This window comes from Demequina flava (genome assembly GCF_000975035.1).
Lineage (GTDB): Bacteria > Actinomycetota > Actinomycetes > Actinomycetales > Demequinaceae > Demequina > Demequina flava.
On the sequence record NZ_BBRA01000002.1, the window covers coordinates 406,890 to 430,199 of the forward strand.

Sequence of the window (23,310 nt, forward strand, 5' to 3'; positions counted from 1 at the left end):
CCTTAGCTCGTGGGCGCCCCCACGCACAGAACGTGACGCTCGACGATGTCGCCATCGCGGTCCACGTGCAGGCGCAGGATGGTGAGCGACGCGGGCTGGGGCCAGATAGCTCCCCACGTGCGCGGTTCCATTCCGAGTGATACGCCTACGGCGGACTTGATTGCCACGGCGTGCGAGGCAGCAGCCCAGGTGCGCGGTTCGTCCTTACCCTGCGCTGCCAAAGCGGCGTGCTGCCGGGCAACGTCACGGAGGAAGTCGTCCATGCGCGCCCCGACCTCGGGGATTGACTCTCCGCCGGGCGCCGCGATCTCCGCGTGCCGCCAGCGGTGAATGGCGTCGCCAAACTGCTCAGCGACGGCATCTCCTGTGAGGCCTTCCCACTCACCAAAGTGGATCTCCCGCACACGGTCGTCAGTCTCGACATTGGCTCCGACTCGGCGCCCCAGCGCTCCCCCGGTCTCCTGGGTGCGGGTCATCGGCGACGCGAAGACGCGGCTCACGTGTGCAAGATTCTCCCAAGTACGCCGGCCGATGCGGTAGAGGGCATCCGCGGCCTTGGCCACCTGGATTTTGCCTTGGGTGTTGAGCGAAGGGCCCACTTCACCAGAGCCAGAAAGTGCGTGCACCAACGTCATGTCGGTCACGCCGTGACGGACGAGGACCATCGTCAGCGGGCTGATCAGCGCATCAGAGTCCGCTGCGAACGGCGAGCGACTGGGGGCTCGTGTGGGCTTGGCCGAGTCGTCGTACTCCGGCCCCGTTGAAGCGACGTGCTCGGACGTCATGCGTCCGCCTTGCGCACGAGGATGCTGCCGCAGTCTTCGCAGCGCACAATCTGCTCTGGCGCGGCAGTGTTGACGGCCTGAAGATCCCCAGGGTTGAGCGTCATGTTGCAGCCAAGGCACGTGGGTCCACGTAGCGCCGCTGCGCCCACGCCACCGTTGTTTCCGCGAATGCGCTCGTACAGCGACATCAGCGCGGAGTCGAGCGGCTCTGCCAGGCGGACGCGCTCGGCCTCGATGTCGGCGATTTCTTCGTGAATCTCAGCAGCGGCGCGGTCGCGCTCGGCTTCAAGCTCAGCGATCTGGGAGTCGATCGCGTCGCGCTGCGAGGATGCTTCTGCGTGAAGCTTCTCCGCAGACTCAAGACGCTCCATCGCTTCGAGTTCGATGTCTTCGAGATCACCCTGGCGCTTCTTGAGCACTTCGAGTTCCGCCTGGAGCGCCTGCAAGTCCTTCGCAGATCCGCTTCCTGACTCAAGGCGCGCGGTATCGCGGTCCGCACGGGAGCGCACCGACTGCACGTCGTCCTCAGCCTTGGTTACGTCGCGCCGCAGGTCCGAGACCTCAGCCCCGCGAGCGATGGCATCCTCTTGGAGGTCTTTTGCACGCCCTGCGAGCTCAGCGATGTGCGCGATCTGCGGCAGAGTCTCGAGGCGGTGCCGCGCTTGCTTGAGTCGCAGGTCGGCATCTTGAACCTTAAGCAGTTGCTGCTGGTCGGCGACGGGGGCTGTAGCCACAGGGGTGTCTCCTTCTTGGTGTTACGTGTTGGGGGTGGACGGCGAGGGGAAATGCGCGGTCCACGGGTCAGTGTTGAGAGTTGAAACGGTGGTGTCGACACCGGCCGCATCCGCAACATGCTCCGCCGTCGAGGTGAGCCACGCCCACTCGGATGCTGAGTGTGCCACGTCGACAAGGAATGGCCGACCATCACCAAGATCCGCGAGCTCACGGAAGTCCGATGCCGGGTGGTGGCGAAGATCGGCGGTGAGGTAGACATCGGCGCCCGCTGCGCGCGCATCCGCCAGGTACGAGTCGCCCGAGCCGCCACACACCGCGATGGTCGTCACGATCGCGTCGAGCTCCCCGGCGACCCGCACTCCGTGCGCCGATGCTGGGAGGACGCTTGCCACATGCTGGGCAAACTCGCCGAGCGTGAGGGGACCTGCGAGAGGGCCGATGCGGCCGGTTCCCTGGGACGTGTCATCGGGGCGTGGAATGAGGGGCGTGGACATCGCGACGCCTACAGCGCTGGCGAGGGCCTCTGAGACGCCATCGGTCGCGGCATCCGCGTTCGTGTGGGCGTTATATAGTCCGATGCCGTGCGCAATCAGTTGATGCACGACTGCACCCTTTGACGTGGTCACCGGCAACTGGGTCGCGCCCCGCAAGAGCAGCGGGTGGTGCGTGACGATGAGGTCGGCGTCGATGTCGATCGCCTCCTGCACGACGGCGAGCGTCGGGTCCACGGCAAAGAGCACCCGGCGCACCTGCGCCGAGGGGTCTCCGACCGTGAGTCCGTTCACGTCCCAATCCTCCGCAAGTGCCAGAGGGAAGCGATCTTCAAGGATGTCCGCGATGTCCGCGACTGTGGTCATGCCTCCACGCTACTCAGGTTTCCCGCCGCTGATTCTCCAAAAGGCGATCAATCTTGGCCTCGAGGTCACGGACCTGCTCCTGAAGCTCCTCATGGCGGCCCACCTCGCGGGCTTCATCTGCGGCGTCGCCTTCACCTGAGGTGACGGAAACGAACCACGCTGCTACCGAGGCGGTCACAACACCAATAAGGGCAATACCCAGCAGCATCATGATGACGGCGACAATGCGGCCGGTCACGGACACCGGCGAAAAGTCCCCATATCCGACCGTTGTGACAGTCACGACGGCCCACCACAGGGCGTCGCCAAAGTTGTTGATCGCGGAATCTGCAACTTCACGCTCGGCGGACAGGACCGCAACGGAACCGATCCACAGCAGAAGAATCACTGACAGCACGACTGCCTGCATGGTCTGCAAACGACCCTTGGCGGACGCGAATGCGGCTCCCTGAGTGAAGGCCGACAGTACCTTCAGCGGACGAGCGGCAGGGACAAGGACGGCAATCACATCGATCGGATGCGTCCACAGGAACTTCCAGGACTTCTGCGAGATCAGCGTCCGGATGATGATGTCGACAAGGAAGATGAGCCAGATCACACCCTGCACGGTGAGCAACATGGATCGAATACCTTGCGGCAAAGACTCAAACAAGATGATGCGCCCTGACCACACCAACAAGAAGACGAAGGCAAGGGCCGCCATCCAGCGATCGGTGCGCGCGGCATAGGCGTCATAGCGCCGGCCCATTGGTTCGGACACTGGCGGCCCTCCCTCCGTCGCGGTCTCACGACTCGTCACGTCTGGGCACCCATGGTAGCCAGGCTGAGGTCGGTATCAGTGAGCCGCACCGCGCTAACAGCAAGCCTGAGGCGTGTGCCGGCGAGACTTCGCGCGGCTGTGGCAGTGACCGCAACCACGCCGTTCGTCCAAAGAGTGGGCCCTACCGGACTCGAACCGATGACACCTGCGGTGTAAACGCAGTGCTCTAACCAACTGAGCTAAGGGCCCGCGCACCATTGTGGCCTATAGACAGGCGCTGAGGCGAATCCGCGTCGCCTCCGGCCAGGATGTCAGACCCCTGAGAGATGATAAAAGTGAGGGAAAGGAGACCCCATGACTACCTCAATCACAGTAGCGCCGGTTCGGACACCTGTGGAGACCCCACTTGCGGAACCCGGCCTCGATGTCAGCAAAGAACTCGACACGTGGCTCGAGACAATGGTCAAGCCCGAGTCCCCCGTGCGATGGCGACACCGCGGACGGGCACCCATTCCGATGAGTTCTGCCACTGCTCTCGAGAGCCGAGTGAGGCTCCTGAGCAACCAGAACGACTGGGGCGTCGTCGAACGCCGTCGCGCAGGCGAGTGGGCTCAGACCATGCACCTCCCCGACGGGTACATCATCGAGGTCAACGGAGTTCCCGGTCCGCACTGTTTCGCGCGCCGAGTCCAAGGCGTCGACGGCTCCGAGAAATTTGCGTCTGCCGCCGTGGTCGCGGACGTGCTCTGGTCCTGGCTTCGGATTTCTTTGCCGGCGGGTTACTCACTGAGGGAGCTGTCCGAGGGTGAGTGAAGCACCTGGGTCGTTTTCTCCGGCCGCGTACGTTGCCACCGGGGCGCATTGTGGATTGGGCGACCTCGACAAACTCGGCGTGCCCTACATCCAGCACCCAGCGCGGGTTGCGACTTACCTCAAGCGCCTCTACCCCGATTGCGTCGACGACGTCGTGGCTGTTGCGTGGCTGCACGATGTGGTTGAGGACACCAAGGTCCGCCTCGAGGACCTGCGAGCATGCGGGTTCAGCGAAGACGTCGTTACCGCTGTCGACTGCATTTCACAACGACAAGACGGCGAGAAGAAGGAACCAGCCGATGACTACTACGCGCGCGTGAGGTCACATCCCTGGGCGCTGATGGTCAAAGAGGCTGACCTGATGGATAACACCGACCCCGACCGCCTCAGCCAACTACCGGACAAGGACCGTGAGCGGCTATCTGAGAAGTACGCCCACGCGCGCGAATTCTTCGGGTTTGGCGATCCGTGGGCGTGATCTGAGCGCCGGCTCAGGGCGCAACGTCTGTCACTTAAAGCGCGCGAACAGCCGCGCGATACTCGTCGAGGTCGCGGGCTTGGCCCAGCTCGCTCAGCACGGACCAGCGCAACACGCCAGCCGAGTCAATCAGGAAGCTGCCACGACCAGCGAGCCCCTTGTCTTCGTTGAAGACGCCGTATGCACGCGCGGCCTCGCCGTGTGGCCAGAAGTCGCTCAGCAGCGGCCCTTCGTATGCGTGAGCGTCGCCCCAAGCCTTCATCGTGAACAGGGAATCGCACGAGACCACGGCAACAGTCAGGTCGCTGTCGGGAACGAGCGGGGCTTCATCGCGCAAGTCGATGAGCTCGTTGGTGCAGGTATCCGAGAACGCGAATGGCACAAATACCAGCAAGAGCGGTGCGCCGCGATAGTCGCTGAGAGTCGTTCGCCGTCCGTGGTTGTCCACTAAAGCGATGTCCGGGGCAACCTCGCCGAGGCGAGAAAGGGTCACTTCTGCCAGCCCTTGTCGACGAGGCGGGTGCATGACCAGCCCTGGCCGACCACAAAAGTCGTGGTGCCGTGAAGTCCTGCAACTGCAGCTGACTCCTGGACGTCGCGCGGCGGTACGTGACCGGTCTTGCCTGCCTTCGGAGTGAAGAGCCAGACGGTGCCACCGTCATCGAGGAGAGACTGCACGTCCATCAATAGATCCGTGAGGTCGTCCTCGCCTTCGCGGAACCACACCAGGACACCGTCGGTGACGTGTCCATAGTCTTCATCGGCAAGTTCCTCGCCGGTGATCTCGGTGATGGCCTCACGCAACGCGAGGTCCACGTCCTCGTCGTAGCCGAATTCCTGTAGGACAAGTCCTTTGGTCAGGTCGAACCGGGCGATGACACCATCGTCCACGGTGCTCGTCCCCTCCTGTGTGGCCACGGCGGTGGCACTCCCTTCGTTGAACTCTCCGCGCAACTCCTGCACGAACGTTTCCACCACAGTAGAGCGCACGCGCATGCCGTGGCAATGTGAGATGCCCCTCGCGCGTGGCGTCACGCCCGCGCTGGCGTGACAATTTGGTGAGAACTCGACACAATGAGCAACGAGAGCGGCACCAACCGCCCCCACCCCAAGGCACGGCGCTGAACCCCATGCGCCCCACAGGAAGGTCACCGGTGGCATCACACGGCGATATTGACAAGGACCCCAGCGAGACTGACGAGTGGCTCGAGTCACTTGACGGAATGATCGAGGCGGGCGGTGAGTCGCGCGCTGAATATGTCCTTGACCGCATGGTCGAGCATGCCGCGACCAAGCAGCTCTCGGTCCCGCTCAGCCTCAACACCCCTTACGTCAACACGATCCATGCTGACGATGAGCCTGAGTTCCCCGGCGACGAAGAGATTGAGCGCCGCTACCGCGGCTGGATCCGCTGGAACGCGGCTGTCATGGTGACGCGCGCGCAGGCGGCCGGCAAGGGTGTGGGCGGGCACATCTCGTCCTACGCTTCCGTGGCGACACTGTACGAAGTGGGTCTCAACCACTTCTTCCGCGGCAAGGACCACCCAGGCGGCGGTGACCAGGTGTACTTCCAGGGCCACGCAGCTCCTGGAGTGTACGCACGTGGATACGTCGAGGGCCGCTTCACTGAGGACGACCTCGACTCGTTCCGCCAGGAGAAGTCCGGGCCGGGTCGCGGAATGTCGTCGTACCCCCACCCCCGCCTCATGCAGGACGTGTGGGAGTTCCCGACTGTGTCGATGGGACTGGGCCCAGCGTCCGCCATTTACCAGGCGTGGACCAACCGTTACATGCACCTTCGCGGTCTCAAGGACACCTCGCAGCAGCACGTCTGGGCATACCTGGGCGATGGTGAAATGGACGAGCCCGAGAGCCGCGGAATGCTCCAGCTCGCGGCAAACCAGGGCCTCGACAACCTCACGTTCGTCGTCAACTGCAACTTGCAGCGCCTCGACGGACCTGTGCGCGGTAACGGCAAGATCATCCAGGAACTCGAGGCCTTCTTCCGCGGTGCCGGATGGAACGTCATCAAGGTGATCTGGGGTCGCAACTGGGACCCGCTGCTGGGCCGCGACGACGACGGTGCCCTGGTCAACCTCATGAACACCGTGCCGGACGGAGACTTCCAGACGTTCCGCGCCGAGTCCGGTGCCTTCATTCGTGATCAGTTCTTCGGCGGCGACCCGCGCGCCAAAGAGCTCGTCAAGGACATGACGGACGACGAGATTTGGGCACTCAAGCGCGGTGGCCACGACTACCGCAAGCTGTACGCCGCCTACCGGGCTGCGACGACGCAGGCCAACGGCAAGCCCACCGTGATTCTTGCGAAGACGATTAAGGGCTACGGCCTGGGCTCGAACTTCGCCGCTCGCAACTCGACGCACCAGATGAAGAAGCTTGCCGCCCAGGACCTCAAGGTGCTGCGCGACACGTTCGACATCCCGTTCACCGACGAGCAGCTTGAAGAAGACCCGTACAACCCGCCGTACTACCACCCAGGTGCGGATGACCCAGCGCTGCAGTACATGCTGGACCGCCGCAAGGAGCTTGGTGGATTTGTTCCCGAGCGTCGCGACCCCAAGACTCAGATCGCGTTGCCGGACGACAAGGCGTACGAGTTGCTGGCCAAGGGCTCGGGCAAGCAGGAAGTCGCCACGACCATGGCGTTCGTCCGCCTGTTCAAGGACCTCGTGCGCGACAAGGAGTTCGGCAAGCGCATCGTGCCGATCATTCCGGATGAGGCTCGCACCTTCGGCCTGGACGCGATCTTCCCGTCCGCAAAGATCTTCAACACGCAGGGCCAAAACTACCTCCCTGTCGACCGTGAACTCATGCTCTCCTACAAGGAGTCCGAGGCGGGTCAGATCATGCACACCGGCATCAACGAAGCCGGCTCGGCCGCTGCCTTCCAGGCTGTGGGCACGGCATATGCCACCCACGGTGAGCCGCTGGTGCCGTTCTACATCTTCTACTCGATGTTCGGTTTCCAGCGCACGGGAGACCAGTTCTGGGCCGCCGGCGATCAGTTGACGCGTGGTTTCATCATTGGTGCCACCGCTGGACGCACGACCCTGACCGGAGAAGGCCTTCAGCACGCCGACGGCCACTCGCCGTTGCTCGCGGGTACCAACACCGCAGTGGTGCAGTACGACCCGGCGTTCGGTTACGAGATCCGCCACATTGTGCGCGACGGCATCCAGCGCATGTACGGCGACGATGGACGCGACCCCAACGTCATGTACTACCTCACCGTGTACAACGAGCCCATCCAGCAGCCCGCAGAGCCGGAGAACGTTGATGTCGACGGCATCCTCAAGGGCATCTACAAGTTCGCGGACGCTCCTGCTGGCGATGGTCCTGAAGCTCAGATCCTTGCCTCCGGCGTGGCTGTCCCGTGGGCGCTTGAAGCTCAGGAACTGCTCGCGACGCACTACGGCGTCCGCGCCTCGGTGTGGTCAGTGACAAGCTGGAACGAGCTTCGACGGGAAGCTCTCGCATGCGAAGAGAAGGCGTTCCTGCACCCGGGCGAGAACCCAGTCCCCTACGTCACGCAGAAGTTGCAGGACGCGCAGGGCCCGTTCGTCGCGACAACGGACTACGACCACCTTGTGCCCGATCAGATTCGCGCCTGGGTCCCGGGCGACTACGCGACGCTGGGCGCGGACGGCTACGGCTTCTCCGACACCCGTGCAGCGGCACGTCGTTACTTCAAGATCGACGGCCCGTCGACGGCGGTCAAGGTGCTTCAGCAGCTTGAGCGCCGCGGCCAGGTCTCCCCTGGCACCACGGCCGATGCTGTGAGCCGTTACGAGCTCCACGACGTCCGCAAGGGCACGTCAGGAAACGCTGGTGGCGACGCGTAGGGCGTTACCTCACCGGAATCAAAGCGGCCCCGCAACCGAAATGGTTGCGGGGCCGCTTTGTTTGTGACGCGACTACTGTTGCCTGCCCTCATCGTCATCGCCGGAACGAGACTCACCACTATCCGGACCGTCGTGGCTTGACTCCACGTCGCTCATTTCACGCGAGCCTTCTGAGTCCTGGGCGGGCTCCTGTTGCTCGGCTGGCACTGGGTGCGCGTCCGCGTCGGGACTGCCTGCCGTTTCTCCGGCAGGCGCCTCGGGACCGGCCGCATGGCCGTGCGCTGTGCTTGTGTCACGCGCCGAGGTCGACGTTTCGGGTACATCTGTGCCCTGCTCGGCATCACCGTCATGACGGTTGTCCGGGACCGTGGCGCGGCTGACGCTGTCAGGCTCGGACCCGGCGAGTCCGGAGGTGCTCCCGACAGGCGCGCCCTCTACCCGCGCCGCTGCGGTGAAGGAGCGGCGCACAAGCACCGCCACCACGATGATCGCGATAATGACGATCGCGAGGGCGATCCAGAGCGCGATAAGGAGCGTCGTCGAAAAGGCGCCGTCTGGGGAGACCCGGACGTAGCCCTGGCCGGTGCACTCGGATGCGCCGGAGGCGATGCTTCCGGAGACGTGGAAGGTTCCGGTCAGTTCCAGGCCCGAGGCGTCTTGGAACTCTGTGAGGAGGTCGTCGACGGCAAGTGTGCCACCCCATTCGACCGCATCGTCCGTGTTGATGTCAGTGCCGTTCCACAGCACGATTGTCCAGCCACCGATCACCAGCCCCGCACTTGCACTGTCTCCCATGGGGACATCACCAGTAGTGCCCTGCCAGGTCAGAGTCTCACCTGGAACGGCGTCCAGAGGTAGCGCCGCAAAGGTGTTCCCTGGGGTGGTGGTCTCACCGCCACTCGTAGTCACTTCGAACGTGCACCCCTGCGACAGCGACCCGCCGTTAACTTCCTCGGCAATACCGGTCAGTGCAACGCCTGCTGACAGGGCAGCGATGACGGCCACCGCGATCGAGGCACCCTTGGCGGAACTCACGCGCTGAATGCACAGAGCGCTCACGCCGGCGATGGTGACGGCAAGAATCCCGAACAGCGGGAGCCTATCTGGCGGGAGGATTCCGGTGAGCCACAGCAGGCACATCACAATGAGACCCAACAGGGTGCCCAATAAGAACCCAATGAATGGACGGGGACGCGCAGTCATATTCTTCCCTCGGTCGGACAGTCAGTACGTGCTCGCCACAGTAGCGGGCGACCGCCCGGGACTGTCGACTGACCACCAAACACGGCGACCGACCTTTGTGGACTTCACACAATCGGGTCCTATGCTGACTCTCATGTCCCAATCCGCCGCGCGGTCGGAGACGCTGCGCCGTTTGCGCGCCGCGACCGGCCGACTCGCCACAGCCGCCCTGCGCCGTCTCGACGCCGACTACCCGTGGTTCAGACATCTGCCCGCACAAGAGCGTTCCTGGGTCGGAACCGTCGCGCAGGCAGGTATCTCGTCCTTCGTCGCCTGGTACGCGGATCCCCAGCACTCCCACCGCAGCGCGACGGAAGTCTTCGCCGCAGCACCGCCAGAGTTGACGCGCTCCGTGTCGCTTCAGCACACGCTGTCCATCGTTCGTACGGTCGTCGAGGTCGTCGAGAATCACTCGGACGAATTCGCTTCGCCGGGGTCCGAGCAAGAGGTCCGCGAAGCAATCCTGCTGTTCTCTCGCGAGATCGCCTTCTCGGCGGCCGAGGTCTACGCACGAGCCGCGGAGACACGCGGCGCCTGGGACGCACGCCTCGAGGCACTCGTTGTGGACGCGCTTGTCCGTGGTGAAGTGGACGACGACCTCCCTTCGCGCGCAGCAGCTCTGGGGTGGAAGCCCGGCCCCACGCTCGTGTTGGTGGGCCTCACAGATGGGGCACTCGGTGAAGTCCAGAGCGCCGAGCTACGCCGAGTCATTCGGCGCTCCGCCCCTGGTGCGCTCGTCGGCATCCACGGCGAAGACCTCATCGTGATCGCACGCTCGGATGACTCGCACGAAGAACTCGTGCAACACATCATGGGCACGTTTGGTCCCGGCCCGATTGTGCGAGGCCCCAAGGCTGTCACCCTCATCGAGGTTGCTCGCTCCACACGCGCAGCCGTTGCCGGCGTCATCGCCGCGCCAGCGTGGTCGATGGCACCGCGGCCAGCAGGCGCCGATGACCTGCTTCCGGAGAGAGTCCTCGTCGGAGACACGGCAGCACGTGAACGGCTCGTCGCCATTGCCTACGATCCCATCGTGCAAGCTGGCGGCTCGCTGTCCGAGACCGTCGCCACGTACCTCGACTGCGGCAGGTCCCTCGAGACTGCGGCGCGGACCATGTTCGTCCATCCCAACACGGTGCGATATCGCCTCAAGAAGGTGGCGGAGCTGACCGGTTGGGACGTCTTAGCCCATCGCGATGCGCATGTCCTGGAGATGGCATTCGCTCTCGGCAGACTTCGGGACACTTCTCGCGAGACTTTGTAGGTTTACTACAAATCTCCTCGCTGAATCCCGTAAGGCAGTGGACCTTCAGCAACGTCGTTGTGCGCCATGCTAGAACCATGATTGCCGTTCTCTGTCCCGGTCAGGGTGCGCAGACTCCCGGAATGCTCGAGCCCTGGCTCACGATTCCCCGCGTCGCCGACTCCCTCACCGCATTGTCGGAAGCCACAGACAAAGACCTCATCGCGCACGGCACCACATCCGATGCCGACACCATTCGCGACACTGCGATCGCCCAGCCACTACTCGTGGCCACGGCGATCGCAACTGCGCGCGAAGTTCTCGGTGATGTAAAGCCTGGCGTGCTTGCCGGTCACTCGGTGGGAGAGCTTGGCGCGGCCGCCCTCGCGGGCGTAGTCAGTGACGTCGAAGCCATGAAACTCGTCACCGTCCGCGCGAATGCCATGGCGGCTGCAGCAGCAGACGCGGAGCCGACGTCCATGGCCGCCGTCCTCGGCGGAGTTGAGGCGGAAGTCCTCGCGCGGCTCGAAGAATTGGGGCTCACCCCAGCCAACGTGAATGGCGGCGGCCAGATCGTCGCCGCAGGCTCCGCAGTGGGCATCGAGGCGCTCGTCACCGACGGCCCCGCGCGAGCCCGCGTGATCCCGCTCCAAGTTGCTGGCGCCTTCCACACGCCCTACATGGCTCCCGCGGTCTCCGCTTTGGAAACCGCAGCATCGGCCCTCACCCCCGCAGATCCCACTGCGCCCCTGCTGTCTAACGCTGACGGCGCAGAGGTGCCGTCCGGAGCCCAAGCGCTGGAGCGCATCGTCCGTCAGGTAGCCAACCCGGTGCGCTGGGACTTGTGCCAGGCACGTATGCTCGAACTTGGTGTGACGGCGATTATCGAGGTCGCACCTGGAGGCGTCCTTACCGGGCTAGCCAAGCGCTCGATGAAGGGCATCCCCGCCATCGCCCTCAAGACCCCTGACGACTTGGACGCTGCCCAGCAGCTCGTGAAGGAGCACGCGTGAGCCCCATCTCCCTGAAGCGCGGACCAGAGTTTTCGCGCATCACCGGCCTCGGCACGTTCCGCGGTGAACGGGTAGTGCCCAACGAGGAACTGATCGAGCCGATCAACTCCTCGGACGAGTGGATCCAGAAGATGACCGGAATCCGCACTCGCGTACGCGCGGCAGACGGTACCGACGTCATCGACATGTCGGAGCACGCGGCCATCGAGGCGATCAACAACGCCGGAATCTCGCGCGATGAGATCGACACGGTCATTCTGTCGACCATTACCTATCCTCACATCACCCCCGGCGGCGCCCCCGTTCTCGCAGACCGCCTTGGCATCACCGCGGCCGCATTCGACATCTCGGCTGCGTGTGCCGGCTACTGCTACGGAATCAGCCAGGCAGACGCCCTTGTCCGTTCGGGCAACGCGCGCAACGTGCTCGTCGTGGGTGCAGAAAAGATGAGCGACTGGGTCGATCCGGCCGACCGCTCCATCTCCTATCTCTTGGGCGACGGAGCAGGCGCGGCCGTCGTCGGCGCATCTGACGAAGCCGGGATTGGACCCACTGTGTGGGGCTCGGACGGCTCTGGCGCACAGCTGATCCGCCAGACGGCCTCGTGGGACGAGATTCGCAATAACCGCGACGCAGCCTTCCCAACACTGTTCCAAGAGGGCCCGAGCGTCTTCAAGTGGGCGTCATTCAAGATGGCACCCGTCGCTCTTGAAGCCATTGAAGCCGCTGGCGTGACGCCTGACGACATTCAGGCGTTCATTCCTCACCAGGCCAATGTGCGCATCATCGACCAGCTTGCCAAGCAGATTGGTCTGCCGGACCACGTCGCGATCGGCAAGGACATTGCCGATTCCGGCAACACCTCCGCCGCATCGATCCCTCTCGCCACCGAGCGCCTCTTGCGCGATGGCGATGCGAAATCAGGCGACCTCGCACTGCAGATCGGCTTTGGTGCCGGTCTGGTGTACGCCGCGCAGGTCGTTGTTCTGCCCTAGCGGCCACAAAACCCATAGAGTTCATCACCGTGTCTGGCCTGCACCGCAGCCAGACGCACACACCCCACGCATAAGGAGAAAAACATGGCTGACAAGAACGAGATCCTCGCTGGCCTTGCCGAGATCGTGGCCGAGGAGACCGGCCTGGACACCAACGAGGTTGAGCTCGACAAGTCCTTCACCGACGACCTCGACATCGACTCGCTGTCGATGATGACGATCGTGACCCTCGCTGAGGAGAAGTTCGACGTGCGCATCCCCGACGAGGAGGTCAAGAACCTGACCACCGTCGGCGACGCCGTCACCTTCATCGAAGGCGCCCAGAAGTAACCGTTTCACCTACGACCGCACGGGAGAGCATATGACTGACGTTGTCATCACCGGATTGGGAGCGACTTCACCGCTTGGTGGAGATGTTTCGAGCACCTGGGAAGGCGCACTTGCAGGCCGTAGCGGCGTGCGCACCTTCGACAACGACTGGGTTGAGCAGTACGACCTACCGGTCCACTTCTCCGGTCAGCTCGCCGTGCCCACTGCAGAGGTGCTGTCGCGCCCAGAGACCCGCCGCATGGACCCGTCCGCCCAGATGGCGATGGTTGCTGCGCGCGAGGCCTGGGCAGACGCCGGTTCCCCCGAGGTAGACCACGACCGCCTTGGCGCCGTGGTCTCCTCGGGCATCGGCGGCATCTGGACGCTCCTGAACGGCTGGGACACGATGAAGGAAAAGGGCGCTGGACGGGTCCTCCCCATGTCAGTGCCCATGCTCATGCCCAACTCCCCTGCGGCCTACGTGTCGCTGGAGTTCAAGGCCCGTGCTGGCGCCCACGCACCCGTGTCCGCCTGCGCCTCGGGCGCCGAGGCGATCGGCACCGCATTCGAGATGATTCAGTCCGGCCGTGCGGACATCGTCATCGCGGGTGGAACCGAAGCCGCAACTCACCCGCTGCCCATCGCCGCCTTCGCCGCCATGGCTGCTCTGTCAAAGCGCAACAACGACCCGCAGGGTGCCTCGCGCCCCTATGACACCTCCCGCGACGGCTTTGTGCTGGGAGAAGGCTCAGGCATTGTCGTCGTTGAGTCCGCAGAGCACGCCAAGGCACGTGGCGCCCGCGTCTACGCCCGCCTCCTGGGCCTGGGTATGACCGCTGACGGCCACCACATCGCTGCGCCTGAACCCAACGGCACTGGCCAGACCAAGGCCATGCAGTTCGCACTCGAACGCGCTGGGATCACCACTACGGACGTTTCACACGTCAACGCGCACGCGACCTCAACACCGGTCGGCGACATGATCGAGGCCCGCGGTATCCGCGGTCTCCTCGGGTCTCACGCCGACAGCGTCCTGCTGTCTGCCACGAAGTCCATGACCGGTCACCTCCTGGGTGGCGCCGGCGCACTGGAGTCCGTGTTCACGATCAAGGCACTGGCGGAGCGCACTGCACCGCCCACGATCAACGTGACCGAGCCGGACCCGGAGCTCGAAGTGGACCTCGTGCGCGACACCCCGCGCGCGCTGCCTGCTGACGGCCAGCTTGCCGCAATCAACAACTCGTTTGGGTTTGGCGGCCACAACGTGGCACTGGTGTTCGGCACCGCCTAAGCATCACCGCTCGACTGGCCCCTCGCATCGTCCCTCACCGGACAGTGCGGGGGGCCTTTCGCGTGCCGTGAGGCGTCGCCAGCCGTAGGCGGTGGGGGGCGATGCTGGGTCTTAGAAGTCTGCGGGCGTCGCCTGGTGGAAGCGCAACTTCCAGCGCCCATCGTTCACCCACACGGACGAGCGGTGAGATGCGCCACGCCCCCGTTCGGGCACAGCGGTGTACGTCACGAGCGCGACATCCTCGCAGATCGCGACCGCGGAGAAGTCACGCAGGGGGAAGGTGATGTCGATCTCGGCTGTGCGCAGTTCCAACGTGTCCTCGCGCGTGTATGTGCGTCCGGACTGCCCAACTTCGTGGAAGTTTTCGGCGAGCACAGCATCCATGTAGCGGCGATCGAAGCGGGTATCTGGGCGCCACATCGCCTCCTCCATCGCCTGGAGGGTCAGTGCCTCATCGTGGGCAAGTTCCATCATGTGCCGCGAGGCTACCCCACGCGGTGGAGCCACCGGACCGGCGCCCCGGCACCCGCGTAGCGGAACGGTTCGAGCTCCTCGTCCCAGGCGGTGCCCAGGGCGAGGTCCATCGAACGCTTGAAGTCGGTCACGGTGCCACCGTTTTCGAGGGCGGCGCGAATACGGTCCTCAGGAACGACAACATTGCCGTGGACATCGGTGACCGCGTGGAAGATACCGAGTGAGGGCGTGTGGGACCAGCGTGCACCGTCGGAGCCAAAGGAGGGGTCCTCGGTTACTTCATAGCGGACGTGCTCCCAGCCGCGCAGTGCGGAGGCGAGCCGGGCGCCGGTGCCTGGCTGACCCTGCCATGCGACCTCGGCACGGAACAAGGTTGTGCCCGCAGGCTGGTCAGTCCACTCGAATGAAGCGCGCGAGCCCAGCACGGATTGCGCCGCCCACTCAATGTGAGGGCACATTGCGCGCGTAGCTGAGTGCACAAAAAGTACACCGCGGGTGATGGATGCCATGACCCGTCCTTCCTGTTGAGGTGCGTCTTCCCCTACGACCTCATCTACGAAAGCGACTCAAGGCACTGCCTCGGTGTGTCTCTATCGTGCCCGAAGGGACGCCAAAAGACCAGTCGCGCCACGCCGAGAAGGGCCAGCCGCCGCACTCAGACGGAATGTGCCAGACTCGGCGCATGCCTGAGCAGATCATGACGGTCGCGCAAATTCGTGCCGCCGAGGAGTCCGTGATGCGTTCCGTTCCGGGGCCGATCTTGATGGCACGAGCGGCCGATGCCGTGGCCGCCGAGGCCGACACCATGCTCACTTCTATTCGGGGCCGGGTTCGCGGGTCGCGTGTTGTAGTGCTCGCGGGTTCGGGCAACAACGGCGCAGATGGCCTGCTTACTGGTGCGCGCCTCGCCGCGTGGGGCGCCAATGTTGTCGGTGTGCTCACCTCAGGCGCAGCGGACGGTGCCGCCATGCAGGAATGCGAAGAAGCTGGCGGCGAGCTGGTGTCGCCCGACGACGCTCCAGCAGCGGCAATCAGCGCCGTCGCAGGCGCGGATCTCGTGATCGACGCGATCGTGGGCATCGGCTCCAAACCCGGCCTGCGCAAGCCCGCCGAGGGTCTCGTCGCCGCGATTGCAAGCTCGACACCGATCATTTCCGTCGACATCCCCAGTGGCCTGGATGCCGATGCGTCCGCCGCGGACGCACCCCACGTTCACGCTGACGTGACCGTCACCTTCACCGCGTACAAGGCGTGCCTGAGCGCGGACCCAGCCCGAGCATCGGCCGGACGTATTGTGCTTGCCCAGGTGGGCGTGCCACCTCTGGCAGGCGTTTAACCCTCGAGGGACTCGCGAAGTTCGCGCATCGCCTGCTTGCGCACGTCCTTTGCCAGGCGGTCCAGATACAGGTGACCGTCGAGGTGATCGACTTCGTGGTTGATCAGGCGGGCCCAGATCTCTTCGCCCTCGATCACGACCTCATTGCCAGCCAGGTCGGTGCCCACGGCGCGTGTGTATGACGGGCGCTCGCAGGGGTACCACAGCCCTGGAACGGACAGGCAGCCCTCGTCGCCGAGTTCCTGGAGGTCGGTCGACCGCTCCACGATCTCGGGGTTGAGGATGTAACCAATCTCGCCGTCAATGTTCCACGAGAAGGCACGGAGCGAGACACCGATCTGGTTGGCGGCCAATCCGGCCCTTCCGTCGTAGTCGACGGTCTCCAGCAGGTCTTCCACGAGAGTGCGGACCTGGTCGTTGATGTCACGGATCGGATCGCACACCGTACGCAGGACGGGGTCGCCGGTTACTCGGATTTCACGCATTGCCATGGGCGGCATTCTCTCATGCTCGGCTCCACGCGCACGAGCATGTCCCTGTCGCTGCGGGAAGCGTTGTGCCAGGGTGGGGAGCGTGAACACTGCAGTCACCTGGAACAAGGAATCGGTCCGCGCCCGCTGGCCGCGCCCGGGCGCCACCGACGATAAGTACTCGCGCGGAGTGGTGGGAGTCATCGCGGGCTCCGAGGCCTATCCAGGTGCTGCCGCGCTCGTGGTCTCCGGTGCGGCCCGCGCCGGCGCGGGCATGGTCCGCTATGTAGGGCCGATGCGGGCTCAAGACCTCGTACTCCATCATCGCCCTGAGGTCGTGGTCCACGACCCGGGAGACACCGCGGAGACACTTCCGCGGGCACAGGCGTGGGTGGTTGGGTCGGGCGTAGCGGACTATCCCGAACAGGACGCCGCGATTGGCTCTGCGATGGCTGCGGGCGCTCCCCTCGTGGTGGACGCAGGCGCATTGGAGACCGTAGCGAAGGCCCGTGCGGCGGGTGCACGCGAGGCCGCCTCCGACCGGGTACTTCTCACCCCGCACGCCGGCGAGCTAGCGCGGACGCTTCAGGCGTTGCGCCACGACGTCACCATCGAGGACGTCTCCGCGGACCGCGCCGGTCACGCGCGACTGCTCGCGGAAACCTCGCGCGCGGCTGTGTTGCTCAAGGGATCCCGCACCGTCATCGTCTCCCCCGGCGGTGCCACGATCGAACTTCCTGAGGCGCCCGCGTGGCTCGCCACAGCCGGGTCGGGCGATGTACTGGCCGGAATCGCGGGGGCGGCGCTGGCGAGCGGAATGAACGCCGCGGAAGCTGGCGCCTGCGCCGCCTGGGTCCACGCCGCAGCGGCCGAGGCCGCGAGCGCTGGCGGACCCATCGTGGCGCTGGACATTGCCAGGGCTGTTCCTGGGGTACTGGCGTCTCTCACGTCTTGAGGCCCCGGAGCGGCTCACAGTCGCGGAATAACTGAGCGCGTCCATGGCGTTCTTCCTACTGTCACACCGTCAACCAGGAAGGACGAAGACCATGAGTGATTCTGACCGACTGAGCAATGCCGGAGAAGACGCCAAGGGCAAGGCCAAGGAGGGCTTTGGAAAGGCAACCGACGACGAGCAGATGGAAGCCGAAGGCAAGTTCGACCAACTCAAGGCTGATGCCAAGGACAAGGTCGAGGATGCCAAGGATGCCGCTGCCGAGAAGTACAACGACTTGACGGACCGCAACAAGGAGTAGCAACTCCTAGCGGTCGCGCGCCGCACGGCGCTGAAAGCCCGGGTTCCGCCACTAGCGGGGCCCGGGCTTTGTCGTCCTACGGCAGCCGCGTCAATGCGTGGTCGACGATCTCCTGAATAGTCTTGCCGGCCGTGTTGATCATCTCCCCCGCCTCGTCGTCCTCGAGGGGCTCGAGGAGCGCGATCTGGGATGCCACGAGGGCCGGGGGCATGAAGTGGTCAGCGCGCTCAGAAGAACGCCGCGTGAGCTCCGCCGCATCCGCCTCGAGCACCCCGAACCACACACCGGGCACCTCCGCACGGATCGCGTCGCGGTAGCGCCTCGCGAGCGCGGAACATGCCACCACGCACCCGCCGCCGGATGCGTGTGACGCGAGTGTTCGTCCCACCGTCGTCAGCCACGGTCCGCGGTCCTCATCGGACAGTGGCGTGCCGGAACTCATCTTGGAGCGGTTCGCGTCTGAGTGAAGGTCGTCCCCATCAATGAAGGGCACCTGAAGCCTCGCAGCCAGCGCCGCCCCGATCGTGGACTTCCCCGATGCCGTGGGGCCGGCGATCACGACAAAGTGCGGGTGCTGGGCGCGCTCGGTCCGGGTCATGTGCACGATGCTACGTCGGCCCCATTCGCCCCTGCTACACCGCGATGAGTTCTATGTGGACATCCACCGCGTCGTAGAGCTCAAGGCCTTCGGCCTTCCTGACCGCCGCCTTGATAGGCAGGATGTAGGCGGCGTTTTCCTTGGAGGGAAACATTGAGGTGTCCCAGGTGCTGGTCCCCACCGTCACGCGGACCTTGACCGCGCCGAACCCCCGGCGCAGGTCGGACTGACGTCCCTCGACGTCGTCAGAGATCCCCTCGGGCACTGTCAGAAACGTCCACACTTGCTGCTTGGCGCGCCAGGGCCACAGTGCAGCCGTGAATGCGAACGTTTCTCCCATGCCGGCCAGCCTATGCGTGCCAAAGCGCTGGCGCAGGTACGCCAGCGCCACTCTCCACAAAATCGGCGCGGTTCGCTAGGGTGGATCCGCATCGTCTGCAAAATTTACGTTGAGGGGATCACATGGGATTCATCAAGGCCTTTTCCGGTGCCATTGGCGGCACCTTCGCTGACCAGTGGCTTGACTTCCTGGTTCCTCCCCGGGGCGTATCCCCCACCGCCATCCTGTTCCCTGCTGTCGCGCAGGGCACCAACGCTGGCCGCGGTGCGAACACGCAGGGCAGCGAGAACATCATCTCGAACGGCTCCAAGGTCGTGGTTCCCGCTGGGTACGGGCTGCTGACGTTCCAGGACGGCCGCATCACAAACTTCATCGCCGAGTCCGGTGGGTATATCTACAACTCCGAGGACCAGCAGGCTCAGTCGCTGTTCGCCGGCGATGGCATCATCTCCCCCACAGTCAAGACGTCGTGGGAGCGCTTCAAGTTCGGTGGCCAGCCAGGCGCGCAGCACTTGGCGTTCTACGTGTCGCTCAAGGAAGTGCCGGACAACCGCTTCGGCACCCAGGGCCCCATCTACTGGGATGACCGTTACTTGGGAACCCAGGCAGGCGCTGTCACACGTGGTTCCTACACGCTCAAGGTCGTCGACCCCGTCCTGCTTGTCACCAGCATCGTCCCCGCGCCGTACCTGTCCGCCAACGCTGGTGTCTTCGACTTAAACGCTCCCGGCAACCCCGTGGCAGACCAACTCTTTAACGAAGTGGTGGGCTCGCTGTCAGCCGCGTTCTCGCGCTACACCAACGCCGGTGAGCGCGGCAACCGTATCTCCCGCATTCAGGGCGACGCCCTTGGTTTCGCGACCTCCTTGTGGGACGTCATCGAAGAGAACTACCACTGGCAGACCGAACGCGGCATCATCATCGACAAGGCCGCGCTGGTTGCAATTGAGTATGACCAGCCCACCGCAGCGCTCCTCGCCGACGTGCAGAAGGCCGATGCCCTGGCTGGGGCGCGTGGCGATTCCTTCCTGCGTCAAAGTGCGGCGCGCGGAATTCAGGCCGCGGGCGAGACAGGCGGCGGCGATGGGTTGGCCTTCATGGGTATGGGGATGAACGCTGCAGGCGGCGCGCTGGGCGGTCTGATGTCGAACCAGGGTGGCCCACAGCAGGGTGGGCAGCAGGCACCTCCGGCGCAGCAGGCTCAGGCGACCCCCGCACCCGCACAGGACGACCCCATGGCCGAACTTCGCAAGTACAAAGCGATGCTCGACGAGGGCCTCATCACTCAGGACGACTTTGACGCCGTCAAGAAGAAGGTTCTTGGCCTGTGACGGAACAGTCGTGGGAGCCACGGGCTGACGCCCCGGCTCAGAAGCAGGCGGCAGGCCCCGCACCCTCGTTCGGCGACGGCTGGAAGGGCCAGGTCACGAGCCTGGACACGACGACCGGCAAGGATCACGGACAGGACGACTGCCCCAAGTGCGGGTCCACGGAAATCACACACAAGAGCGGCACCATGGCGCTGATGTGCGAGTTCTGCCGGTTTGAATGGATTGGCGCGCGTCTGGAGGAGACCCACGGCCTGGGAGAGGGCATCGAGGACCTGTCGGGGCGGACCATCGCGTCCGGTGCCGCACAGATCGAGTCCGACAACAACCTCGTCACGATGAAGTGCCAGGGCTGCGGGGCTGAAGTCACTGTGGACACCGCGCACGCCGCGCAAGCCCGGTGCCACTGGTGCCGATCGATCCTGTCGCTCAACGACAAGATGGCCAATGGCGCAGTGCCTGACGGGATCCTCCCCTTCAGCTTGTCGAGGGACCAGGCGATCTCGAAGATCACCGAGTTTGTCGAAGACCGCAAGCTCCTCGCGAACCCCAAGTTCAAGGCAGACTTCTCAGCCGAGCACGTAAGGCCCATCTACCTGCCGTACATGGTGGTTGACGGCAATCTTCACACCCGTATTCACGGCATCGGAGAGATCCAGACCCGTCGGTACACCGTGAAGCACGGCGACACTCGCACCACGTACTACGACGCGAACGAGTACCAAGTCATTCGCCAGTTTGATCTCCAGGCGGACGACCTCATCGTGGAGTCATCTGCGTCGAAGGCGGATTTCCGTACAGAGGTTTCCACCAACAACATCATCAACGCGATCCTGCCATTCGACGTGAAGAATATGGTCGCGTTTGACTCCAACTACATGGGCGACATCCAGGCGGAGAAACGCGACATGGATATCGACGATGTGTCCCGCACCACTCACGAGCGGTTCTTGACGATGGCCCGCGAGCGGATCAAGCCAGACCTGCACGCCTATGACCGCGGTGTGCGCGTTACGCATGAGGAAATGTGGGTGCGCGGTACGCGCTGGACCACCGTCTACCTCCCGGTGTGGCTGTACTCCTACCCTGAGCGCGACGAGCGCGGCAATCTGACGGTGCACTACGTCGCCGTCAACGGGCGCAACGGCACCACGATGGGTTCCGTTCCCATCAGCGCGAGCAGGCTGTGGGCCGCGACGCTTGGTTGGTCCGCCGCAGCCGCCGCGGTCTGCTGGCCGCTGGCCCTCGTGTCGATGGTGGCGTCATGATGGGCGCCGCGTTGGTGACAGAAGTCGCGTACGCCGCACACGTTCACGCAGACGTAATTCTGGCGTCCTCGGGGTCAGACGGCGACGGGTTCTTTCTCGCTGCAATTCTGGGCGTGGCGCCCTTCGCCGTGGGTGTGTTCGCGCACAAGATGCTCTACCGCCGCTATCGCAATCAGGACAAGCGGTACCGCTACGAGCACACGACCAAGTCGACCATGGACGACCTTGAGCGGTGGGACACGTTCCTTCAAGAGAAGCGGCGCATGCGCAACCGCACCATGGCCGGAAGCAACATCGAGAACTCCGAGGTCCGTGCCCAGTACGTCGACATCAAGGAGATGCTGGGCCAGGTGCCGCAATCGCCCACTGAGCAGGCAACCTCACAAGACGATGCGGCCGATGCCGCGGGCGAGTCTCGCACCGATCCTGAACAGGGAGACGCGCGCCAGGGCTAGCACGAGATCAGCACGAAGCCCGGGCGTTTGTGACGCCCGGGCTTCGTGGTTTCCCGCGGTTCTGGCTGCTCCGTTGCGGGCAGACCGTCGAGTCGGCTAAAGCGTGTCGAGGTACTCCACAAGCACGCCAGGCTCGATGTAGTTGATCTCCTCATAGTTGAGCAGCTCGCCGTTGACGGCGACGGACGGCGTTCCCGACATGCCGCCGTCGAACGCGGCGACGGTCGCATCCGTGATGGCTTCCTCGTACTCGTCGGACAAGATCGCATCGGCCGTCTCCTGTGGAGCCCCGACCTCAAGTGCGAGGTCCGCGAGTTGGTCCTCTGTCCAGCCGTCTTCGGGCAGGTCGGGCTGACTGGCCATGAGCGAGGCCGTGAACTCGAGATAGACCTCGGGTGCCGTGTTGGCTACCGCGAGTGCGGCTGCCGCTGAGCGCGTCGAGTACTTCGATGGGAAGTTGCGGTCCAGGATCGAGACCGGGTGATAGACGACGACAGCGTCGCCGCTGCTCGCAAGCTCTTCGAGCGCGGGCGCGACGCCTGCCTCGAACAGCATGCAGTAGTGGCAGGCGAAGTCGGCGTACACATCGATGACGGGAACGTCCCCGGTAGCGACGTCGCCGTACGCAGCGCCATCCGTGCCGATGGGCACTGCCCCAAACGAGTCAGGTCCCCACGGAAGCTCCCCCACTGCAACCTCGGCAGACGGGGAGTCGGAAGGGCTTGGGGTTGCCGACGCGGCCGGAGCAGTCTCGTTCGCTCCATCAGCCTGGTTTGCAGAGACCTCCGTGCTGCAGGCCGCAAGCCCAATCGCAAGCGCGCCTGTGAGCGCGGCAATCTTGCTGACACGGGCAAACCGGAATGGTTCAGGCTGAGCGGGCACGGCGCACCTCGACGTAAGTGATGGGGACAAAAGGGTCACCACCATGTCTACCCGCGCGAATCGATGCTGCCCTGAGCCCAAAGTCCCGGGCTCGATGGTGGCCAAGACTCGGAATTGACTGACCGGGGGATATGCCCTCGTGCGGGAGCCCCCCAGTCCATGGCACTTCTTCGTACAGTCCATCCCGGCCGGGGCCACCCCGATAAACTCCACATGTACCAGTACCGATGCGACCGGACTAACTAACGCGTCGCTCCCGTCAGCTATTGCCAATCGAGGCCGCGGCAGATCCATCGTCCTCGCGACGATCACGACGACCAACGTGACTCTAGACGCATGGCTAGACCTTGAGACCTATCGGTGCGGCAGACTGTCGATCCAGCCGGGTCAGGCCTGCGAGCCCATACGTGAGACCCGGGCACTTCGCGCGCCGTGGGCGGCAAGGCTCGCCGAGTGGTGACGGGGTCTAGGTGTCGCCGTCCGGGTTGCGCGTGGAATCGCGTCTGCATAGTGCGAGGGCAC

At 64.5% G+C, this 23,310-nt stretch carries 27 protein-coding genes and 1 tRNA gene; 14 read left to right on the forward strand and 14 right to left on the reverse strand.

What is annotated here, in order from left to right:
* Positions 1–2: 2 nt before the first annotated feature.
* From AOP74_RS10445 to AOP74_RS10465, 5 genes are all read right to left on the reverse strand, one after another.
* Positions 3–785: a histidine phosphatase family protein gene (locus AOP74_RS10445; protein WP_061962307.1), complete on the reverse strand. Its 783-nt coding sequence runs from the start codon at positions 783–785 to the stop codon at positions 3–5.
* Positions 782–1,519 carry a zinc ribbon domain-containing protein gene (locus AOP74_RS10450; RefSeq protein ID WP_061962308.1) on the reverse strand — a complete coding sequence of 246 codons (738 nt, stop codon included), beginning with the start codon at positions 1,517–1,519 and terminating at the stop codon, positions 782–784. The genes AOP74_RS10445 and AOP74_RS10450 overlap by 4 nt, the downstream gene beginning before the upstream one ends.
* A 21-nt stretch (positions 1,520–1,540) precedes the next feature.
* Complete coding sequence (locus tag AOP74_RS10455) at positions 1,541–2,377, reverse strand: Nif3-like dinuclear metal center hexameric protein (protein ID WP_061962309.1); 837 nt, start codon at positions 2,375–2,377, stop codon at positions 1,541–1,543.
* Positions 2,378–2,390: 13 nt separating this feature from the next.
* Positions 2,391–3,137, reverse strand: coding sequence for a potassium channel family protein (locus AOP74_RS10460; protein WP_152649274.1), 747 nt, complete (start codon positions 3,135–3,137; stop codon positions 2,391–2,393).
* Positions 3,138–3,312: 175 nt separating this feature from the next.
* Positions 3,313–3,386: transfer RNA gene (locus AOP74_RS10465), tRNA-Val, on the reverse strand.
* 105 nt (positions 3,387–3,491) lie between these two features.
* Here AOP74_RS10465 and AOP74_RS10470 point away from each other — a divergent pair.
* Complete coding sequence (locus AOP74_RS10470) at positions 3,492–3,950, forward strand: hypothetical protein (RefSeq protein WP_061962311.1); 459 nt, start codon at positions 3,492–3,494, stop codon at positions 3,948–3,950.
* Positions 3,943–4,428: an HD domain-containing protein gene (locus AOP74_RS10475; RefSeq protein WP_061962312.1), complete on the forward strand. Its 486-nt coding sequence runs from the start codon at positions 3,943–3,945 to the stop codon at positions 4,426–4,428. The genes AOP74_RS10470 and AOP74_RS10475 overlap by 8 nt, the downstream gene beginning before the upstream one ends.
* A 34-nt stretch (positions 4,429–4,462) precedes the next feature.
* Here AOP74_RS10475 and AOP74_RS10480 read toward each other — a convergent pair whose 3' ends face one another.
* Both AOP74_RS10480 and AOP74_RS10485 read right to left on the reverse strand, forming a co-directional pair.
* The gene (locus tag AOP74_RS10480; protein ID WP_236683808.1) at positions 4,463–4,921 is read right to left on the reverse strand and encodes a peroxiredoxin; all 459 of its coding nucleotides are present in this window, start codon (positions 4,919–4,921) and stop codon (positions 4,463–4,465) included.
* The gene (locus tag AOP74_RS10485; RefSeq protein WP_082096262.1) at positions 4,918–5,424 is read right to left on the reverse strand and encodes a DUF3052 domain-containing protein; all 507 of its coding nucleotides are present in this window, start codon (positions 5,422–5,424) and stop codon (positions 4,918–4,920) included. The genes AOP74_RS10480 and AOP74_RS10485 overlap by 4 nt, the downstream gene beginning before the upstream one ends.
* A gap of 158 nt (positions 5,425–5,582) precedes the next feature.
* Here AOP74_RS10485 and aceE point away from each other — a divergent pair, with 158 nt between their 5' ends.
* Positions 5,583–8,291 carry a pyruvate dehydrogenase (acetyl-transferring), homodimeric type gene (aceE, locus tag AOP74_RS10490; RefSeq protein ID WP_439645066.1) on the forward strand — a complete coding sequence of 903 codons (2,709 nt, stop codon included), beginning with the start codon at positions 5,583–5,585 and terminating at the stop codon, positions 8,289–8,291.
* A gap of 72 nt (positions 8,292–8,363) precedes the next feature.
* Here aceE and AOP74_RS10495 read toward each other — a convergent pair whose 3' ends face one another.
* The gene (locus AOP74_RS10495; protein ID WP_061962315.1) at positions 8,364–9,494 is read right to left on the reverse strand and encodes a hypothetical protein; all 1,131 of its coding nucleotides are present in this window, start codon (positions 9,492–9,494) and stop codon (positions 8,364–8,366) included.
* Positions 9,495–9,627: 133 nt separating this feature from the next.
* Between AOP74_RS10495 and AOP74_RS10500 the strand changes: the two genes are divergently transcribed.
* The 5 genes from AOP74_RS10500 (at position 9,628) to AOP74_RS10520 (ending at position 14,384) form a co-directional block, all read left to right on the forward strand.
* Positions 9,628–10,797: a PucR family transcriptional regulator gene (locus AOP74_RS10500; protein WP_236683809.1), complete on the forward strand. Its 1,170-nt coding sequence runs from the start codon at positions 9,628–9,630 to the stop codon at positions 10,795–10,797.
* A gap of 77 nt (positions 10,798–10,874) precedes the next feature.
* On the forward strand, positions 10,875–11,789 hold the full coding sequence (locus tag AOP74_RS10505) for an ACP S-malonyltransferase (protein WP_061962317.1): 915 nt from the start codon (positions 10,875–10,877) through the stop codon (positions 11,787–11,789).
* The gene (locus tag AOP74_RS10510) at positions 11,786–12,784 is read left to right on the forward strand and encodes a beta-ketoacyl-ACP synthase III (RefSeq protein ID WP_061962318.1); all 999 of its coding nucleotides are present in this window, start codon (positions 11,786–11,788) and stop codon (positions 12,782–12,784) included. Before AOP74_RS10505 ends, AOP74_RS10510 begins: the two co-directional genes overlap by 4 nt.
* A gap of 84 nt (positions 12,785–12,868) precedes the next feature.
* On the forward strand, positions 12,869–13,114 hold the full coding sequence (locus AOP74_RS10515; RefSeq protein WP_061962319.1) for an acyl carrier protein: 246 nt from the start codon (positions 12,869–12,871) through the stop codon (positions 13,112–13,114).
* A 31-nt stretch (positions 13,115–13,145) separates the two neighbouring features.
* A complete protein-coding gene (locus tag AOP74_RS10520) occupies positions 13,146–14,384 on the forward strand; it encodes a beta-ketoacyl-[acyl-carrier-protein] synthase family protein (protein ID WP_061962320.1) in 1,239 nt (412 codons plus the stop codon).
* A 111-nt stretch (positions 14,385–14,495) separates the two neighbouring features.
* On the opposite strand, the gene AOP74_RS10525 is transcribed toward AOP74_RS10520, so the two are convergent.
* Both AOP74_RS10525 and AOP74_RS10530 read right to left on the reverse strand, forming a co-directional pair.
* Entirely contained in the window at positions 14,496–14,858 is a 363-nt protein-coding gene (locus tag AOP74_RS10525; RefSeq protein ID WP_061962321.1) for a nuclear transport factor 2 family protein, read from the reverse strand.
* An 11-nt stretch (positions 14,859–14,869) separates the two neighbouring features.
* Positions 14,870–15,367, reverse strand: coding sequence for a DUF3145 domain-containing protein (locus AOP74_RS10530; RefSeq protein WP_061962322.1), 498 nt, complete (start codon positions 15,365–15,367; stop codon positions 14,870–14,872).
* 173 nt (positions 15,368–15,540) lie between these two features.
* On the opposite strand from AOP74_RS10530, the gene AOP74_RS10535 reads away from it, so the two are divergent.
* Positions 15,541–16,194: an NAD(P)H-hydrate epimerase gene (locus AOP74_RS10535; protein WP_061962323.1), complete on the forward strand. Its 654-nt coding sequence runs from the start codon at positions 15,541–15,543 to the stop codon at positions 16,192–16,194.
* Here AOP74_RS10535 and def read toward each other — a convergent pair.
* Positions 16,191–16,685 carry a peptide deformylase gene (gene def, locus AOP74_RS10540; protein ID WP_061962609.1) on the reverse strand — a complete coding sequence of 165 codons (495 nt, stop codon included), beginning with the start codon at positions 16,683–16,685 and terminating at the stop codon, positions 16,191–16,193. The genes AOP74_RS10535 and def overlap by 4 nt on opposite strands.
* 82 nt (positions 16,686–16,767) lie before the next feature.
* On the opposite strand from def, the gene AOP74_RS10545 reads away from it, so the two are divergent.
* A complete protein-coding gene (locus tag AOP74_RS10545) occupies positions 16,768–17,619 on the forward strand; it encodes an NAD(P)H-hydrate dehydratase (protein WP_061962324.1) in 852 nt (283 codons plus the stop codon).
* Positions 17,620–17,710: 91 nt separating this feature from the next.
* A complete protein-coding gene (locus tag AOP74_RS10550) occupies positions 17,711–17,917 on the forward strand; it encodes a CsbD family protein (RefSeq protein ID WP_061962325.1) in 207 nt (68 codons plus the stop codon).
* 76 nt (positions 17,918–17,993) lie between these two features.
* On the opposite strand, the gene AOP74_RS10555 is transcribed toward AOP74_RS10550, so the two are convergent.
* Together AOP74_RS10555 and AOP74_RS10560 are read right to left on the reverse strand one after the other, a co-directional pair.
* Positions 17,994–18,515 carry a gluconokinase gene (locus AOP74_RS10555; RefSeq protein ID WP_061962326.1) on the reverse strand — a complete coding sequence of 174 codons (522 nt, stop codon included), beginning with the start codon at positions 18,513–18,515 and terminating at the stop codon, positions 17,994–17,996.
* A gap of 34 nt (positions 18,516–18,549) precedes the next feature.
* Positions 18,550–18,855 (reverse strand): DUF1905 domain-containing protein, encoded by a 306-nt coding sequence (locus AOP74_RS10560; protein ID WP_061962610.1) that lies wholly within the window; start codon positions 18,853–18,855, stop codon positions 18,550–18,552.
* A 122-nt stretch (positions 18,856–18,977) separates the two neighbouring features.
* Here AOP74_RS10560 and AOP74_RS10565 point away from each other — a divergent pair, with 122 nt between their 5' ends.
* From AOP74_RS10565 to AOP74_RS10575, 3 genes are read left to right on the forward strand one after another with little or no spacing between them, the layout of a single operon-like run.
* Positions 18,978–20,186 carry an SHOCT domain-containing protein gene (locus tag AOP74_RS10565; protein WP_061962327.1) on the forward strand — a complete coding sequence of 403 codons (1,209 nt, stop codon included), beginning with the start codon at positions 18,978–18,980 and terminating at the stop codon, positions 20,184–20,186.
* Complete coding sequence (locus AOP74_RS10570; RefSeq protein WP_061962328.1) at positions 20,183–21,451, forward strand: hypothetical protein; 1,269 nt, start codon at positions 20,183–20,185, stop codon at positions 21,449–21,451. Before AOP74_RS10565 ends, AOP74_RS10570 begins: the two co-directional genes overlap by 4 nt.
* Positions 21,448–21,906: a hypothetical protein gene (locus AOP74_RS10575; protein WP_061962329.1), complete on the forward strand. Its 459-nt coding sequence runs from the start codon at positions 21,448–21,450 to the stop codon at positions 21,904–21,906. Before AOP74_RS10570 ends, AOP74_RS10575 begins: the two co-directional genes overlap by 4 nt.
* 96 nt (positions 21,907–22,002) lie before the next feature.
* Here AOP74_RS10575 and AOP74_RS10580 read toward each other — a convergent pair whose 3' ends face one another.
* A complete protein-coding gene (locus tag AOP74_RS10580) occupies positions 22,003–22,788 on the reverse strand; it encodes a DsbA family protein (RefSeq protein WP_061962330.1) in 786 nt (261 codons plus the stop codon).
* Between the last annotated feature and the right edge of the window lie 522 nt (positions 22,789–23,310).

Excerpts from the sequence above, each read along its gene's own strand:
- AOP74_RS10445 (WP_061962307.1), bottom strand. The coding sequence starts at position 785 with ATGACGTCCGAGCACGTCGCTTCAACGGGGCCGGAGTACGACGACTCG.
- AOP74_RS10455 (WP_061962309.1), bottom strand. The coding sequence starts at position 2,377 with ATGACCACAGTCGCGGACATCGCGGACATCCTTGAAGATCGCTTCCCT.
- AOP74_RS10470 (WP_061962311.1), top strand. The coding sequence starts at position 3,492 with ATGACTACCTCAATCACAGTAGCGCCGGTTCGGACACCTGTGGAGACC.
- AOP74_RS10485 (WP_082096262.1), bottom strand. The coding sequence starts at position 5,424 with ATGCGCGTGCGCTCTACTGTGGTGGAAACGTTCGTGCAGGAGTTGCGC.
- AOP74_RS10495 (WP_061962315.1), bottom strand. The coding sequence starts at position 9,494 with ATGACTGCGCGTCCCCGTCCATTCATTGGGTTCTTATTGGGCACCCTG.
- AOP74_RS10500 (WP_236683809.1), top strand. The coding sequence starts at position 9,628 with ATGTCCCAATCCGCCGCGCGGTCGGAGACGCTGCGCCGTTTGCGCGCC.
- AOP74_RS10505 (WP_061962317.1), top strand. The coding sequence starts at position 10,875 with ATGATTGCCGTTCTCTGTCCCGGTCAGGGTGCGCAGACTCCCGGAATG.
- AOP74_RS10515 (WP_061962319.1), top strand. The coding sequence starts at position 12,869 with ATGGCTGACAAGAACGAGATCCTCGCTGGCCTTGCCGAGATCGTGGCC.
- AOP74_RS10520 (WP_061962320.1), top strand. The coding sequence starts at position 13,146 with ATGACTGACGTTGTCATCACCGGATTGGGAGCGACTTCACCGCTTGGT.
- AOP74_RS10525 (WP_061962321.1), bottom strand. The coding sequence starts at position 14,858 with ATGATGGAACTTGCCCACGATGAGGCACTGACCCTCCAGGCGATGGAG.
- AOP74_RS10530 (WP_061962322.1), bottom strand. The coding sequence starts at position 15,367 with ATGGCATCCATCACCCGCGGTGTACTTTTTGTGCACTCAGCTACGCGC.
- AOP74_RS10535 (WP_061962323.1), top strand. The coding sequence starts at position 15,541 with ATGCCTGAGCAGATCATGACGGTCGCGCAAATTCGTGCCGCCGAGGAG.
- def (WP_061962609.1), bottom strand. The coding sequence starts at position 16,685 with ATGGCAATGCGTGAAATCCGAGTAACCGGCGACCCCGTCCTGCGTACG.
- AOP74_RS10550 (WP_061962325.1), top strand. The coding sequence starts at position 17,711 with ATGAGTGATTCTGACCGACTGAGCAATGCCGGAGAAGACGCCAAGGGC.
- AOP74_RS10555 (WP_061962326.1), bottom strand. The coding sequence starts at position 18,515 with ATGACCCGGACCGAGCGCGCCCAGCACCCGCACTTTGTCGTGATCGCC.
- AOP74_RS10560 (WP_061962610.1), bottom strand. The coding sequence starts at position 18,855 with ATGGGAGAAACGTTCGCATTCACGGCTGCACTGTGGCCCTGGCGCGCC.
- AOP74_RS10565 (WP_061962327.1), top strand. The coding sequence starts at position 18,978 with ATGGGATTCATCAAGGCCTTTTCCGGTGCCATTGGCGGCACCTTCGCT.
- AOP74_RS10575 (WP_061962329.1), top strand. The coding sequence starts at position 21,448 with ATGATGGGCGCCGCGTTGGTGACAGAAGTCGCGTACGCCGCACACGTT.